The organism is uncultured Winogradskyella sp., from assembly GCF_947496485.1.
Taxonomy (GTDB): Bacteria; Bacteroidota; Bacteroidia; order Flavobacteriales; family Flavobacteriaceae; genus Winogradskyella.
The window spans coordinates 1-16,594 of sequence record NZ_CANMCZ010000001.1 but is presented as its reverse complement, the minus strand read 5'-3'; the positions used below and the strand labels follow the sequence as shown (position 1 = coordinate 16,594).

At 35.1% G+C, this 16,594-nt stretch carries 10 protein-coding genes and 1 pseudogene; 9 read left to right on the top strand and 2 right to left on the bottom strand.

Translation table 11 applies throughout. The annotated features are described in order from the left end of the window. Window positions 1–8 precede the first annotated feature (8 nt). From nusG to Q0822_RS00020, 8 genes are all read left to right on the top strand, one after another. Entirely contained in the window at window positions 9–554 is a 546-nt protein-coding gene (nusG, locus tag Q0822_RS00055) for a transcription termination/antitermination protein NusG (protein WP_008270922.1), read from the top strand. A 68-nt stretch (window positions 555–622) separates the two neighbouring features. Continuing rightward, window positions 623–1,063: a 50S ribosomal protein L11 gene (gene rplK, locus Q0822_RS00050; RefSeq protein WP_299118606.1), complete on the top strand. Its 441-nt coding sequence runs from the start codon at window positions 623–625 to the stop codon at window positions 1,061–1,063. Window positions 1,064–1,073: 10 nt separating this feature from the next. Further along, entirely contained in the window at window positions 1,074–1,763 is a 690-nt protein-coding gene (gene rplA, locus Q0822_RS00045; RefSeq protein ID WP_299118604.1) for a 50S ribosomal protein L1, read from the top strand. 19 nt (window positions 1,764–1,782) lie between these two features. Continuing rightward, window positions 1,783–2,304 carry a 50S ribosomal protein L10 gene (gene rplJ, locus Q0822_RS00040; protein ID WP_299118602.1) on the top strand — a complete coding sequence of 174 codons (522 nt, stop codon included), beginning with the start codon at window positions 1,783–1,785 and terminating at the stop codon, window positions 2,302–2,304. 55 nt (window positions 2,305–2,359) lie between these two features. Continuing rightward, a complete protein-coding gene (rplL, locus tag Q0822_RS00035) occupies window positions 2,360–2,734 on the top strand; it encodes a 50S ribosomal protein L7/L12 (RefSeq protein WP_299118600.1) in 375 nt (124 codons plus the stop codon). Window positions 2,735–2,865: 131 nt separating this feature from the next. Then, window positions 2,866–6,678, top strand: coding sequence for a DNA-directed RNA polymerase subunit beta (rpoB, locus tag Q0822_RS00030; protein WP_299118598.1), 3,813 nt, complete (start codon window positions 2,866–2,868; stop codon window positions 6,676–6,678). Window positions 6,679–6,747: 69 nt separating this feature from the next. Further along, window positions 6,748–11,049 (top strand): DNA-directed RNA polymerase subunit beta', encoded by a 4,302-nt coding sequence (gene rpoC, locus Q0822_RS00025; RefSeq protein WP_299118597.1) that lies wholly within the window; start codon window positions 6,748–6,750, stop codon window positions 11,047–11,049. A 90-nt stretch (window positions 11,050–11,139) separates the two neighbouring features. Further along, on the top strand, window positions 11,140–11,457 hold the full coding sequence (locus tag Q0822_RS00020) for a DUF3467 domain-containing protein (protein WP_299118595.1): 318 nt from the start codon (window positions 11,140–11,142) through the stop codon (window positions 11,455–11,457). Between the two features lie 59 nt (window positions 11,458–11,516). On the opposite strand, the gene Q0822_RS00015 is transcribed toward Q0822_RS00020, so the two are convergent. Together Q0822_RS00015 and Q0822_RS00010 are read right to left on the bottom strand one after the other, a co-directional pair. Continuing rightward, window positions 11,517–11,747 carry a (4Fe-4S)-binding protein gene (locus Q0822_RS00015; protein ID WP_299118594.1) on the bottom strand — a complete coding sequence of 77 codons (231 nt, stop codon included), beginning with the start codon at window positions 11,745–11,747 and terminating at the stop codon, window positions 11,517–11,519. Window positions 11,748–11,889: 142 nt separating this feature from the next. Beyond that, window positions 11,890–13,479 carry a peptide chain release factor 3 gene (locus Q0822_RS00010; RefSeq protein WP_299118593.1) on the bottom strand — a complete coding sequence of 530 codons (1,590 nt, stop codon included), beginning with the start codon at window positions 13,477–13,479 and terminating at the stop codon, window positions 11,890–11,892. A gap of 425 nt (window positions 13,480–13,904) precedes the next feature. Here Q0822_RS00010 and Q0822_RS00005 point away from each other — a divergent pair. Continuing rightward, window positions 13,905–16,594, top strand: a pseudogene (locus Q0822_RS00005) (hypothetical protein); the annotation flags it as partial.

The following is a 16,594-nucleotide window of genomic DNA, read 5'->3' as shown; positions in this document are numbered from 1 at the left end:
AGAAAATTATGTCAGAGAAAAAATGGTATGTTGTTAGAGCGGTAAGCGGACAAGAAAATAAAATCAAGACTTATATTGAAAATGAAATTTCAAGGTTAGGTTTAGAGGATTTTGTAGATCAGGTTTTAGTGCCTACAGAAAAAGTAATTCAAATACGTAATGGAAAGAAAATAAATAAAGAGAAAGTTTATTTTCCAGGTTATATCATGATTCAAGCCAATTTAAGCGGTGAGATTCCTCATATAATTAAATCTATTACTAATGTAATTGGATTTTTAGGAGAAACAAAAGGTGGTGACCCTGTTCCATTAAGACAGTCTGAAGTAAATAGAATGTTAGGTAAAGTCGATGAATTAGCAATTGAAGCAGATGCAAATGTAGCTATACCATTCACCAAGGGGGAAACTGTAAAAGTTATCGATGGACCATTCAATGGTTTTGATGGTACTATAGAAAAGATAAATGAAGAAAAGCGTAAGCTTGAAGTAATGGTTAAAATTTTCGGAAGAAAAACGCCATTAGAATTGAGTTATATGCAAGTAGAAAAAGTTTAATAATTGTTACAATAAAGATAGCGTAACATCTATGCTTCCATTATAGATAGTCGCACAAACATTAAGAAATGGCAAAAGAAATAGACAAAGTAGTTAAGCTACAAGTTCGGGGAGGTGCTGCGAATCCATCGCCACCGGTAGGACCCGCTTTAGGTGCCGCTGGAGTTAATATCATGGAGTTCTGTAAGCAGTTTAATGCTAGGACTCAAGATAGACCAGGTAAAGTTTTACCTGTGGTAATCTCTGTATATAAAGACAAATCATTTGACTTTATTATCAAGACTCCACCAGCAGCAGTACAATTATTAGAAGCGGCCAAAGTAAAGAAAGGATCAGGAGAACCTAACCGACGTAAAGTAGCAAAAGTAACTTGGGATCAAGTTAAAGCGATTGCTGAAGACAAAATGGTAGATTTAAATGCCTTTGAAATCGGATCAGCTATGAAAATGGTTGCCGGTACAGCAAGATCGATGGGTATCACTGTTAAAGGAGGAGAAGCTCCAAACTAAATTTTTAGAAATGGCAAGATTAACAAAGAAGCAAAAAGAAGCAAGAGGAAAGGTTGACAATAACAAACTTTACTCAGTAGAAGAAGCTTCAGCTTTACTAAAGGAAATTACATTTACAAAATTTGATGCTTCAGTAGATTTAGCAGTAAGATTGGGTGTAGATCCACGAAAAGCCAATCAAATGGTACGTGGAGTAGTTTCTTTACCACATGGTACAGGTAAAGACATGAAGGTTCTTGCATTAGTAACTCCAGATAAGGAGGCAGAGGCTAAAGAAGCTGGTGCTGACTATGTAGGGTTAGACGAATACTTACAAAAGATTAAAGACGGTTGGACAGATGTTGACGTTATCGTTACTATGCCAAGCGTTATGGGTAAGTTAGGACCATTAGGTAGAGTATTAGGACCAAGAGGTCTTATGCCAAACCCTAAGACAGGTACAGTAACTATGGATATAGGTAAAGCTGTTAGTGAAGTTAAAGCTGGTAAGATTGACTTTAAAGTAGATAAAACAGGAATCGTTCACGCTCCAATAGGTAAGGCATCATTTAGTGCTGAAAAACTTGTTGGTAACGCTAATGAGTTGTTAACTACTTTAATGAAATTGAAGCCAACATCATCAAAAGGTACATATGTAAAGAGTATTTACATGTCTAGTACCATGAGTCCGAGTATTGCAATTGATACAAAAATAGGATAGTAGTTAAACTTAGAATATTATGACAAGAGAAGAAAAATCCCAAGTAATTGAAGAGTTGACTGCTCAATTAGCAGATAATACAAATATCTATTTAACAGATATTTCTGGATTAGATGCAGCAACAACTTCAAATTTAAGAAGAGCATGCTTTAAGTCTAACATTAAGTTAGCCGTTGTAAAGAATACGCTTTTAGAGAAAGCAATGGAAGCTTCGGATAAAGAATTCGGTGAGTTACCATCTACTCTAAAAGGAAATACATCAGTAATGTATTCTGAAACAGGAAACGCTCCAGCTAAAGTAATTAAGGAATTCCGTAAGAAATCTGAAAAACCTTTATTAAAAGGAGCTTTCATTGAGGAGTCAATTTACATTGGTGACGATTTACTAGAAACCTTAGTAGATATTAAGTCTAGAGAAGAACTTATTGGCGAGATAGTTACAATATTACAATCTCCTGCTAAGAATGTTATCTCAGCACTTAAGTCAAGTGGAGGAACCATTGCTGGTATCGTTAAAACCTTATCGGAAAGAGAAGGTTAGAATTATAACACATTAGAAAAATAAATTATAACACACATTATTAAACAATAGAAAAATGGCAGATTTAAAAGATTTCGCAGAACAATTAGTCAACCTAACCGTAAAAGAGGTTAATGACTTAGCAACTATATTAAAAGATGAGTACGGTATTGAGCCGGCTGCTGCTGCTGTTGCAGTTGCTGCAGGTGGTGCTGGAGGTGGCGAAGCCGCTGAAGAAAAATCAGAATTTGATGTAATTTTAACAGCAGCTGGCGGTTCTAAATTAGCAGTTGTAAAATTAGTTAAGGAATTAACTGGTTTAGGTTTAAAAGATGCTAAAGGTTTAGTTGATGATGCGCCAAGTCCAATTAAGGAAGGTGTAGCAAAAGACGAAGCTGAAGCATTAAAAGCTCAGTTAGAAGAAGCTGGAGCTGAGGTAGAGCTTAAGTAAGTATACCTCAACTCAAATTATACGGTTTAGTTTTATCCCGCATTTTTTTGCGGGATAAGACCTAAACCATTTTGTGTATATAAACGTTATATACATTATTTAGTTTTTATTTATTAAAATCTCGTTCATCAATGTTAGCAAAAAAGGCTGAAAGAATTAATTTCTCTTCTATTGTAAATAGGACAGATTACCCAGACTTTTTGGATATTCAAATAAAATCCTTCCAAGATTTTTTCCAATTAGAAACAAAGTCAGAAGAAAGAGGTAATGAAGGGTTGTACAATACCTTCATGGAGAACTTTCCAATTACAGACACACGTAATCAATTCGTACTAGAATTTTTAGATTACTTTATAGATCCACCAAGATACTCTATTGAAGAATGTATCGAAAGAGGATTAACGTACAGTGTGCCTTTAAAAGCAAGATTGAAATTATATTGTACAGATCCTGAACATGAGGATTTCGAAACAATCGTTCAAGATGTATATTTAGGAACAATACCTTACATGACTCCTAGTGGTACTTTTTGTATTAATGGTGCAGAGCGTGTAGTTGTTTCGCAATTACACAGATCACCTGGTGTCTTTTTTAGCCAGTCGTTCCATGCCAATGGAACTAAATTATATTCTGCAAGAGTAATTCCTTTTAAAGGATCTTGGATAGAATTTGCTACGGACATCAACAGTGTAATGTATGCATACATTGATAGGAAGAAAAAGTTACCAGTTACTACGCTTTTCCGTGCTATCGGTTTTGAACGTGATAAAGATATTTTAGAAATTTTTGATCTTGCAGAAGAAGTAAAAGTTTCTAAATCTGGATTAAAGAAAGTTATCGGTCGTAAACTTGCGGCTCGTGTACTTAATACTTGGCACGAAGATTTCGTTGATGAAGATACAGGTGAAGTTGTATCTATTGAGCGTAACGAAATTGTACTAGATCGTGACACAATTATAGATAAAGAAAACATTGAAGAAATTCTTGAAGCGGAAGTAAAAACGATTCTTTTACATAAAGAAAGTGCGCAACAAGGAGATTACGCAATTATTCATAATACATTACAGAAAGATCCAACAAACTCTGAAAAAGAAGCTGTTGAACATATCTACCGTCAACTTCGTAATGCTGAGCCGCCAGATGAGGAAACAGCACGAGGTATTATTGATAAATTATTCTTCTCTGATCAACGTTACTCTTTAGGTGAAGTAGGTCGTTACAGAATGAACAAAAAATTACAGTTAGATATCGGAATGGATAAGCAAGTGCTTACCAAAGAAGATATTATAACGATTATAAAATATTTAATTGAGTTAATTAACTCTAAAGCTGAAATTGATGATATAGATCACTTATCAAACCGTCGTGTACGTACAGTTGGTGAGCAATTGTCGTCTCAGTTTGGTGTTGGTTTAGCTCGTATGGCACGTACAATTCGTGAGCGTATGAATGTACGTGATAACGAAGTATTTACTCCAATAGATTTAATTAATGCTAAGACTTTATCGTCTGTTATTAATTCATTTTTTGGTACAAACCAGCTTTCTCAATTTATGGACCAAACGAATCCTCTTGCAGAGATTACGCACAAGCGTCGTCTTTCAGCATTAGGACCAGGTGGTTTATCTAGAGAAAGAGCAGGTTTCGAAGTACGTGATGTTCACTATACACATTACGGACGTTTATGTCCTATTGAAACACCAGAAGGACCAAACATTGGTTTAATTTCTTCTTTATCTGTATTTGCTAAAGTGAATTCTATGGGATTCATCGAAACTCCTTACAGAAAGGTTGAAAATGGAGTTGTAGATATTAAAAATGCGCCAACATATCTTAGTGCTGAAGAAGAAGAGGATATGTTAATTGCACAAGCTACTATCGAAGTAGATGAAAAAGGTAGAATATTACCAGAGAAAATTATTTCTCGTCAGGAGGGTGATTTCCCAGTAATAGAGCCTTCAAGCGTCAACTATACAGATGTTGCTCCTAATCAAATTGCATCGATTTCTGCATCATTAATTCCTTTCTTGGAGCATGATGATGCTAACCGTGCATTAATGGGATCTAACATGATGCGTCAGGCTGTGCCGTTATTGCGCCCAGAAGCTCCAATTGTTGGAACAGGATTAGAACGTCAAGTAGCGTCAGACTCTAGAGTATTAATTAATGCTGAAGGAGCTGGTAAAGTAGAATATGTTGATGCGGAAAAAATCATCATCAAGTACGAGCGTACCGATGAAGAAGCTATGGTGAGTTTTGATAGTGATACTAAAGAATATCCTTTAGTTAAATTTAGAAAAACAAACCAAGGAACTTCTATTAACTTAAAACCAATCGTTGAGAAAGGTGATAAAGTTGTTAAAGGTCAGGTACTTTGTGAAGGTTATGCAACTCAAAATGGTGAATTAGCACTGGGTAGAAATATGAAAGTAGCCTTCATGCCTTGGAAAGGGTATAACTTTGAGGATGCGATTGTGATTTCTGAAAAGGTAGTTAGAGAAGATGTATTTACATCTATTCATATTGATGAGTACTCTTTAGAAGTTAGAGACACAAAATTAGGTAATGAAGAGTTAACGAATGATATCCCTAACGTATCTGAAGAAGCAACTAAGGATTTAGATGAGCATGGTATGATTCGTATTGGTGCGGAAATTAAGCCAGGAGACATCTTAATAGGTAAGATTACGCCAAAAGGAGAATCAGATCCAACTCCAGAAGAAAAACTTCTTCGTGCAATCTTTGGTGATAAAGCAGGTGATGTTAAAGATGCATCCTTGAAAGCATCTCCATCATTAAATGGTGTTGTTATCGATAAAAAATTGTTTGCAAGAGCAGTAAAAGATAAACGTAAAAGAGCCCAAGACAAAGAAGACATCGAAAAGTTAGAAGATGTTTATGATAAGAGATTCGATGATCTTAAGAATGTTGTTGTTGAAAAGTTATTCAACATCGTTAATGGTAAAACAGCTCAAGGAATTTACAATGATTTAGGTGAAGAAATTATTCCTAAAGGTAAAAAGTATACCTTAAAAATGCTAAACGCTGTTGATGATTACACGCATTTAACTTCAGGAAAATGGACTACTGACGATCATACCAATGAACTCGTTGCAGATTTAATCCACAACTATAAAATCAAGGAAAATGATCTTCAAGGGTCTTTAAGACGCGAGAAGTTTACAATATCTGTAGGTGATGAATTACCAGCAGGTATTATCAAATTGGCTAAAGTTTATATCGCTAAGAAACGTAAACTTAAAGTTGGTGATAAAATGGCAGGTCGTCATGGTAACAAAGGTATTGTTGCCCGTATCGTTCGTCAGGAAGATATGCCTTTCTTAGAAGATGGAACTCCAGTTGATATTGTATTAAATCCACTTGGTGTACCTTCTCGTATGAATATTGGTCAAATTTATGAAACCGTTTTAGGTTGGGCCGGTAAAGATTTAGGAAGAACATATGCAACACCAATCTTTGATGGTGCGACTTTAGATCAAATTAATGAGTATACAGATGAAGCTGGCATTCCAAGATTTGGCCATACATATCTTTATGATGGTGGAACAGGTGATCGTTTTGATCAACCAGCAACAGTCGGTGTTATCTATATGATTAAACTTGGACACATGATTGATGATAAGATGCACGCTCGTTCTATAGGACCTTACTCATTAATTACACAACAACCATTGGGTGGTAAAGCACAATTTGGTGGTCAGCGTTTTGGTGAGATGGAAGTATGGGCACTTGAGGCTTATGGTGCATCAAGCACTTTACGTGAAATCTTAACTGTAAAATCAGATGACGTTATAGGTAGAGCAAAAACTTACGAGGCAATCGTTAAGGGTGAGCCAATGCCAGAACCAGGACTACCGGAATCTTTCAACGTACTTATGCACGAATTGAAAGGTTTAGGATTAGATATTAGATTAGAAGAATAAATTTAGGTGCGTATTAGCAGTTTCATTTTAGAATGGAGCTGTTAATATAAACTAAAGACAATAAAGAACATGGCAAGAAGACAAGATAAGAATACAATTCAGAAATTTAATAAAATTTCTATTGGTTTAGCATCACCAGAATCTGTTTTAGGAGCATCACGAGGTGAAGTGTTAAAGCCAGAAACTATTAATTATCGAACTCACAAACCTGAACGTGATGGTTTGTTCTGTGAGCGTATTTTTGGTCCTGTAAAGGATTTTGAATGTGCTTGTGGTAAATATAAAAGAATACGTTACAAGGGAATCGTTTGTGACCGTTGTGGTGTAGAAGTAACAGAAAAGAAAGTACGTAGAGATCGTGTAGGTCACATCAATTTAGTTGTCCCTGTAGCTCATATTTGGTACTTCCGTTCGTTACCAAACAAAATAGGTTACCTTCTTGGATTACCATCTAAGAAATTAGATATGATTATCTATTATGAGCGTTATGTGGTTATCCAACCAGGTATTGCTATGAATGCTGAAGGAGAACCTGTACAGAAAATGGATTTCTTAACTGAAGAAGAATATCTAAATATTTTAGAATCTATTCCACAAGAAAACCAATATTTAGATGATACAGATCCTAATAAATTCATCGCTAAGATGGGTGCTGAGTGTCTTATTGATTTATTAGCGCGTATTGATTTAGATCAATTATCTTATGATTTAAGACATAAAGCTAATAACGAAACATCGAAGCAAAGAAAAACTGAAGCTTTAAAACGTTTACAAGTTGTTGAGGCATTTAGAGATTCTAACTTAAATAGAGAGAACAGACCAGAGTGGATGATTATGAAGGCTGTTCCTGTAATCCCACCAGAACTAAGACCTTTAGTACCTTTAGATGGTGGTCGTTTTGCGACTTCAGATTTAAATGATTTATACCGTCGTGTAATTATCCGTAACAACCGTCTTAAAAGATTAGTTGAGATAAAAGCACCAGAAGTGATTTTACGTAATGAGAAGCGTATGTTACAAGAATCGGTAGATTCATTATTTGATAACACACGTAAGTCATCTGCAGTAAAAACAGATTCTAACAGACCATTAAAGTCATTATCAGATTCACTTAAAGGTAAGCAAGGACGTTTCCGTCAGAACTTACTTGGTAAGCGTGTTGATTATTCTGCACGTTCTGTAATTGTTGTAGGACCAGAATTAAAATTATTCGAATGTGGGTTGCCAAAAGATATGGCTGCTGAACTTTACAAACCATTTATCATCAGGAAACTGATTGAAAGAGGAATTGTAAAAACTGTAAAATCTGCTAAGAAAATTATAGATAGAAAAGAGCCTGTAGTTTGGGATATTTTAGAAAATGTTTTAAAAGGACATCCAGTCCTTTTAAATCGTGCTCCTACATTACACAGACTTGGTATACAAGCATTCCAACCTAAGCTTATCGAAGGTAAAGCAATTCAATTACACCCATTAGTGTGTACTGCATTTAACGCCGATTTCGATGGTGACCAGATGGCAGTGCATTTACCATTAGGACCTGAAGCGATTTTAGAGGCGCAACTTCTAATGTTAGCATCACATAATATATTAAATCCAGCTAATGGAGCTCCAGTAACTGTTCCATCTCAGGATATGGTACTTGGTTTATATTATATGACTAAACATAGAAAATCTGATGCTGATTATACCGTTAAAGGTGAAGGCTTAACTTTTTATTCTCCTGAGGAAGTAACTATAGCTTATAATGAGAAAAAAGTAGATCTTAATGCAGGTATCAAGGTAAGAACCATGGATTTCAATGAAGAAGGTGAGCTTACTCAACAAATTATTGAAACAACTGTTGGTCGTGTACTTTTCAACGAAAAAGTACCAGCAGCTGCAGGTTATATAAATGAGGTATTGACGAAAAAGTCTTTAAGAAATATTATACATGGTATTCTTAAAAAGACAAGCGTTCCTGAAACAGCAGAGTTTCTTGATGAAATTAAAACTCAAGGATATAAGTTTGCATTTCAAGGTGGTTTATCATTTAGTTTAGGTGATATTATTATTCCACAAGAAAAACAAGGAATGATAGATGCTGCTAATAAGCAGGTTGACGGTATTATGGGTAACTATAATATGGGACTTATTACCAACAACGAACGTTACAATCAGGTAATTGACATATGGACATCTACAAACGCCGAATTGACTGAACTGTCTATGAAGCGTATTCGTGAGGATCAACAAGGATTTAACTCAGTATTTATGATGTTAGATTCTGGTGCAAGGGGTTCTAAAGAGCAGATTCGTCAGTTGACAGGTATGCGTGGATTAATGGCTAAGCCTAAAAAATCTACTGCTGCAGGTGGTGAAATTATTGAAAACCCAATTCTTTCTAACTTTAAAGAGGGGCTTTCAATTTTAGAATACTTTATATCTACTCACGGTGCACGTAAAGGTCTTGCCGATACGGCTCTTAAAACTGCCGATGCAGGTTACCTTACACGTCGTTTGGTAGATGTATCACAAGATGTAATTGTCTATGAAGAAGACTGCGGTACTCTAAGAGGTATTGAAGTTTCTGCACTTAAAAAGAATGAAGAAATTGTTGAGAATTTAGAGGGTAGAATTGTTGGTAGAACATCTCTTAATGATGTATATAATCCATTAACTGAAGAATTATTGATAGAAGCTGGTGGTCATATTGATGATGCCATTGCTAAAAGAATTGGTGATTCTCCAATCGAATCTATTGAAGTGCGTTCACCTTTATCATGTGAAGCCAAAAAAGGAATTTGTGTGAAGTGTTACGGTCGTAACCTTGCTACTGGTAAAATGGTGCAAAGAGGTGAAGCTGTTGGTGTAGTTGCCGCTCAGTCAATTGGTGAGCCAGGTACACAGTTAACATTGCGTACATTCCACGTTGGTGGTATTGCTAGTAACATTTCTGAAGAGAATAAGTTAACCGTAAAGTTTGATGGTGTTGCAGAAATAGAAGATCTTAAGACTGTAAAATCTAAAGATAATGATGGAAAAGATGTTGATGTTGTTATTTCTAGAACTTCAGAATTAAAATTAGTAGATGGTAAGACAGGAATTGTTCTAAGTACTAACAATATTCCTTATGGCTCATTTATATATGTAAAACCAGGTGACAAATTGAAGAAAGGTGATGTAGTTTGTCAATGGGATCCTTATAACGGTGTAATTATTTCAGAATTTGCTGGTAAAGTAAAGTATGAAAACATCGAGCAAGGAGTTACTTATCAAGTAGAAATTGATGAACAAACAGGTTTCCAAGAAAAGGTAATTTCTGAATCTAGAAACAAGAAATTAATTCCTACCTTATTAATTGAAGATAAGAAAGGCGAAACAATCCGTTCTTACAACTTACCAGTTGGTGCACATATAATGATTGATGATGGTGAGAAAATTGATATAGGTAAGATTTTAGTTAAGATACCGCGTAAATCTGCTAAAGCTGGTGATATTACAGGTGGTCTTCCTCGTGTAACTGAGCTATTTGAAGCACGTAACCCTTCTAATCCTGCTGTAGTAAGTGCGATTGATGGTGTGGTTTCTTTCGGTAAAATAAAACGTGGTAACCGTGAAATTATAATCGAATCTAAATTGGGTGAGGTTAAGAAATACTTAGTAAAATTATCTAATCAAATTCTTGTACAAGAAAATGATTACGTAAAAGCTGGTATGCCTTTATCTGATGGTTCTATTACACCAAACGATATTCTTAATATTAAAGGCCCTTCTGCAGTGCAACAATACTTAGTAAATGAGGTACAAGAAGTATATCGTTTGCAAGGTGTGAAGATTAATGATAAGCACTTCGAAGTTGTTGTAAGACAGATGATGCGTAAAGTGAGAATCATTGATTCTGGTGATACAATCTTCTTAGAAAACCAATTGATTCACAAATCAGATTTTATTGAAGAAAATGATAAAATTTTCGGAATGAAAGTGATTGAAGATGCTGGTGATTCTGAGAATTTAAAATCAGGTCAGATTGTAACGGTAAGAACGCTAAGAGACGAAAACTCTAGCTTACGCAGAGAAGATAAGAATCTTGTAACTGCAAGAGATGCCAGTCCTGCGACTGCAACTCCGATATTACAAGGTATTACTAGGGCATCATTACAAACCAAGTCGTTTATATCTGCAGCATCGTTCCAAGAGACAACAAAAGTTCTTAACGAAGCAGCTGTAAATGGCAAAGTAGATACTCTCGAAGGACTTAAAGAAAATGTAATTGTTGGCCATAGAATACCAGCAGGTACAGGTGTTAGAGAATACGAACACATTATAGTAGGTTCTAAAGAAGAGTTTAATGAAATGATGAAAGCTAAAGAAGAGATGAATTTTAATTAATTCTCAAAATAGTTAGCGTATTAAATAAAATAAAAGCCTTCAAGTTATACTACCTGAAGGCTTTTATAATTAATTTATAAAACATACAATATGGCAGACGAAAAAAATAGCCCTAAAAAAGGACAGATTAATATTGAATTAGACGAGAAAGTTGCAGAAGGTATATATTCAAACTTAGCAATCATTAACCATTCTGTATCAGAATTTGTAGTTGATTTTGTTAGTATTATGCCAGGAACTCCAAAAAGTAAAGTCAAGTCTAGAATTATTTTAACTCCGCAACATGCAAAACGATTACTAAAAGCATTAGGGGATAATGTAACCCGTTTTGAAAAAGCACATGGTGAAATTAAAGATTACGAGCAGCCACCTATTCCTCTTAACTTTGGCCCAACTGGGCAGGCTTAAAAACTAAAAACCCTTTGAATTTAAATTCAAAGGGTTTTTAGTTGGTTTAATAGTTATTATCAAGCCACATCTTTTTGATTCAAATAATACTTTAATGCTCCAGATGGGCATTTATTAATTTGATTTATAATGGCTTTAGTTTTTGCACCATTTAAATCAATCCAAGGAATTACAGAATTTCTAAATACATCTGAAAGTTGTTTAGCGCAAATGCCTGCATTTGCACAACAGTGAGGTTCGTAGGTCACAGTAAGTTTTTCGTTACTGAAAACGTTTGCGTTATTATCCATAATAAGTAGATTAGTTTGGGGTTAATCTTAGTTTGAATGTATATTATAGTTAATCAAGAGTAATTAAAATAACGATAAAAAACAAAATACATCGACGAAATACATAAATTTTAACACTTATTCGATGAACAGCATACCAAGATTATTCAAATTCTGACGTCATATGGAAAGTTATGCTCGGGTATTTTTGCTGTGTCATTTGTAATGAAAACATAGAATCCGCTAAGAAAACCAATTGATTTTGTTTGTCTCTAGCAAGAAATCGTTGCTTCACTCTTAAAAACTCTTTAAATTCTTCACTCTTTTCATCTTCGGTTTCAACCCAACAGGCTTTGTGCACATTCAGGTTTTCATAGGTACACTTAGCGCCATATTCGTGTTCTAATCGGTATTGAATCACTTCATACTGAAGAGCACCAACAGTACCTATTACTTTTCTCCCATTCAGGTCTAAAGTAAATAATTGTGCGACACCTTCGTCCATTAGCTGATCGATACCTTTATATAATTGCTTAGCTTTCATTGGGTCAGCGTTATTAATGTATCTAAAGTGCTCAGGAGAAAAACTAGGGACTCCTTTATAGTTTAGTATTTCACCTTCTGTTAGTGTATCTCCAATTTTAAAACTACCAGTATCTTGCAGACCTACAATGTCTCCAGGATATGAGATATCTACAATGGCTTTCTTTTCAGCAAAAAAAGCATTTGGACTAGAAAATTTTAGTTTCTTATCATGTCTTACATGAAGATATGGTGTGTTACGTTTAAATTCTCCAGAAACAATTTTCACGAAGGCTAATCTGTTTCTATGATTAGGATCCATATTGGCATGAATTTTAAAAACAAAACCGCTAAATTGTTTCTCATCAGGTTTAACTAAACGTTCTTCACTTTGTTTTGGTCTTGGTTTTGGTGCAATTTCCACAAAACAGTCTAGCAATTCTCTAACTCCAAAATTATTAAGTGCTGAACCAAAAAATACTGGTTGTTGATTACCATTTAAATAATCAGCTTTATTGAATTTAGGATATATGCCATCTACTAGTTCTATGTCGCCGCGCAATGTGTTGGCTGCAGTTTCTCCAATAAGTTTGTCCAATTCTGGTGATGATAAATCTGAAATCTCAATAGTCTCCTCAATATCTTTTCTGCTGTCACCAGAAAATAGATTAATATTTTTTTCCCATAAATTGTATATACCCTTAAAATCATAGCCCATACCTATAGGAAAACTAAGAGGTGTAACTTTAAGACCAAGTTTTTGCTCTACTTCATCCAAAAGATCAAAAGCATCTTTACCTTCACGATCTAATTTATTAATAAAGACTATCATTGGTATATTCCGCATTCTACAAACTTCAACCAGTTTTTCAGTTTGTTCCTCAACACCTTTTGCAACATCTATAACTACAATAACACTATCAACCGCAGTTAAGGTTCTAAACGTATCTTCTGCAAAATCTTTGTGACCAGGAGTATCTAAAATATTAATCTTAATTCCATTATACTCAAACGCTAAAACAGAAGTGGCAACAGAAATACCACGCTGACGTTCAATTTCCATAAAATCACTAGTAGCACCTTTCTTTATTTTATTACTCTTTACAGCACCAGCTTCTTGTATAGCGCCACCAAATAACAATAGTTTTTCTGTAAGTGTAGTTTTACCAGCGTCAGGGTGAGATATAATGCCAAACGTACGTCGCCTATCTATTTCTTTTAAAAAACTCATGAGATTTTATTAAATAAGGCTGCAAATATAATTCTATTAATGCATTTAAAATTCTATTAATGCATTTAATCGAAAAAAGAGAGCCCAAATTAGTTATAATCTTTTAGTGCATAAAACATATTAATCTTTTTTGTAATTTTACATTAAGAAATTTTTAAAACTAATTTTCCTACTAAATTCTATTTGAAGTTGATTAATAGCTAATCTCTTCACTGAATAAAATAATAATTTTGAATGTGACCGCTAGACATACCTAAGATGTCTTCATATTAAATTTTAATTATAAGGTATTCTATATTTATATCGAATAATCTTACAAACAAGTTTGTTTTTTACACTTTATCGAATATATTTGTCACTTTATCGATATTTTGTAATATTATTTTATTAGTACAAATTGAATTATACATCAACTATATAACAATATGAAAATCTCTACTCGATTCTCAAATGCAAAAACACTTTACTTATCTTTAGTGTTTGGCTTATTTTCTTTTTTAAGTATTGTTGCCCAAACAAATGCACCCAGTATTCAGACAGGCGTTACATTTCAATGGGGTGATACGCAAGCGGTAAACTCAGATCCAGCGACATTACAGAGTATTACTATAAATGGCACAGTTTATAATGATTTCAACTTAGGTGTGCCAACTGCTTATCAGCTAACCCAGTTGGGTGGAGCAGATGCGAATAATAATATTCAGCAAAACGGTAGTGCTATAGAGACTACAAGTGCTAGTGCAACATGGGATGCTTCTGCTTTAGCAGCATTTCAAGATTTAAATTTAAATCATTATTTCGAGGCAAATGGAAATGGCGCAGCTATATGTGATAATTATACTGCTGAGCAAACTACAGGTGCTCAAAGACAAACATTATCATATTCACCAGGAATTAAATCTACAGCAAATGCTATTATAGCGGTAACAGAGAGAAATGCAAATAATTGTTTTCATATAGAAGTTTTTGGTATTCCAGCAGGTGGTGGTGCTTCGCAATCTTTAGGTGAAACATTTGTTAATCAAGATAGTACACAATGGGGTTATGGTGGTACAGGAACTAATGGCAGTAATCCTGGTACGCCAGGAACGGTTAACCCGCCAAGTTCGGGCTCCGACTATTGGTTAAGCGATAGACTTATAGATAATGGTGGTACTATTGGTATCGCTCTATTTTCGTTAAGTGATGTAGCGCCAGTAGGATCCATAATTACAAGTATTCAACTTACAGCTGCTACTACTGACCATGGAGATGGAAAAGTGTTTATTATAAGTATACCTGACGACGATGGAGATGGAGTGCCTAATGCAAGTGATATTTGTCCAAATGGAGATGATAACGATAATAATGATGGAGATGCATATCCAGATGCCTGTGATGAAGACGATGATAATGATGGTATTTTAGATATAAATGAATTAGATTGTTCACCAGGTTTTGTCACTTTAGGTCAAACATTTAATGATAATTCTAGTGATCCTGTTATAGTCAATAATATTTATGCTTATGGAGGAGTGGACGTGGATGCGACTTTCGATTTACAAGGTAGCGCTACATGGAATGGAGGTGTAGAAGATGATACCGCAACAGGTGTTACTGGAGCATTTGTTAGAACACAACCCAGAAATACGGATTTCCCAGCTGGAGATGTTGCAGTATATACCTATACGTTTTCAGAACCTGTATATAATGTGAGTTTTAAATTTGGTGGGTTGGATTTTGAAGACAGAGCAGATTTTGAAGCATTAAATGGGGTACAAAATGTTCCTGTGACTATTTCGGATATTAACTTAGGTGCAGATCTCACTATAAATGGACAAAGTGCCGTGAGTACTGCTACAGCTGGAAATGCTCCAGGTAATAGTATTGCGGTTGATATTGTTGGACCAATAACCGAGATTTCCATTACTGTTGGAAAAGATGATGGAGGGAATGGTAATGTCACTATGCAGTTTTACGAGTTGAGTTATTGTGTACCATTAGATACAGATGATGATGGTGTTAATGATATTTTCGATTTAGACTCTGATAACGATGGTATTTACGATGTTGATGAAGCAGGTAATGGTGCTTTAGATACTAATGATGATGGTGTTGTAGATAGTAATGATACTGGTTTTACAGATACAGATACTAATGGTGCAGATGATGATGCAGAAGCAGTAACACCAGTTAACACACCGTCAGGTGGCAGTTCCCCTGATTTCCAAAATACAGATAGTGATGGAGATGGATGTCCCGATGCTAATGAAGCCTATTCTAGTGCAGCAGCAGCAGGTAGTGATGATGGGCAATTTGGTGATCCAGATCCAGCTTCAGTAAATACAGCAAATGGCTTAGTAACTGAGGCTGGTGTTAATTATGGGTTAGGAACTAATTCTACAGTAACAAATCCAGCTGTAACATCTGGATGTGCAGCTTGTAATATTTCTGCAATAACAGTCTCAAATGTAGATGCTTGTGATGATAATAGTACACCAACCAATTTAACAGATGATACCTTTACAGCAGATATTACAGTTACTTTCGTTGGAGCTCCAGTTACAGGTACATTAGATTTAACAGGTGATGGAACCGCATCAGTATCTGTTGTAGGTTTAACATCACCGCATACATTTGTAGATGTATTATTTTCAGCAGATGGTGGTCCAGTGGATTTAACTGCAACATTTTCAGCAGACAATTCTTGTACGTTACAAGACACCAATGTATTTACGGCACCAGCGGAATGTAGTGACGATGGTTGTTTTGATTCGATACCAGCGGGCAGTCCTACAGCCCAAATCGCAGGCGCGGATATTACTTCAGATGTTACAGGTGCAGGAGGTGCATCCAGCGCAATTCTTAATTCTATAACTATAGTAGGTGAACCAAATCCATTTACAGGATTTTACATACCAAGTCAAGTTAATTATCAATTTGCTAATCCAGCAGCAGCGAATCAATTCATAGATGATATGTCTTTGGCAGGTGCTAACATTGGTGATGGTCCAACAGTATTTGATCCAGAGCTTTTAGAGACTTTTTCGGATAGAGATCTTACTCATTATTTGGCTGCAGATAATCAAATAGTGAATACAGATTATATGCAAATACGATATGATGCACCAATTTC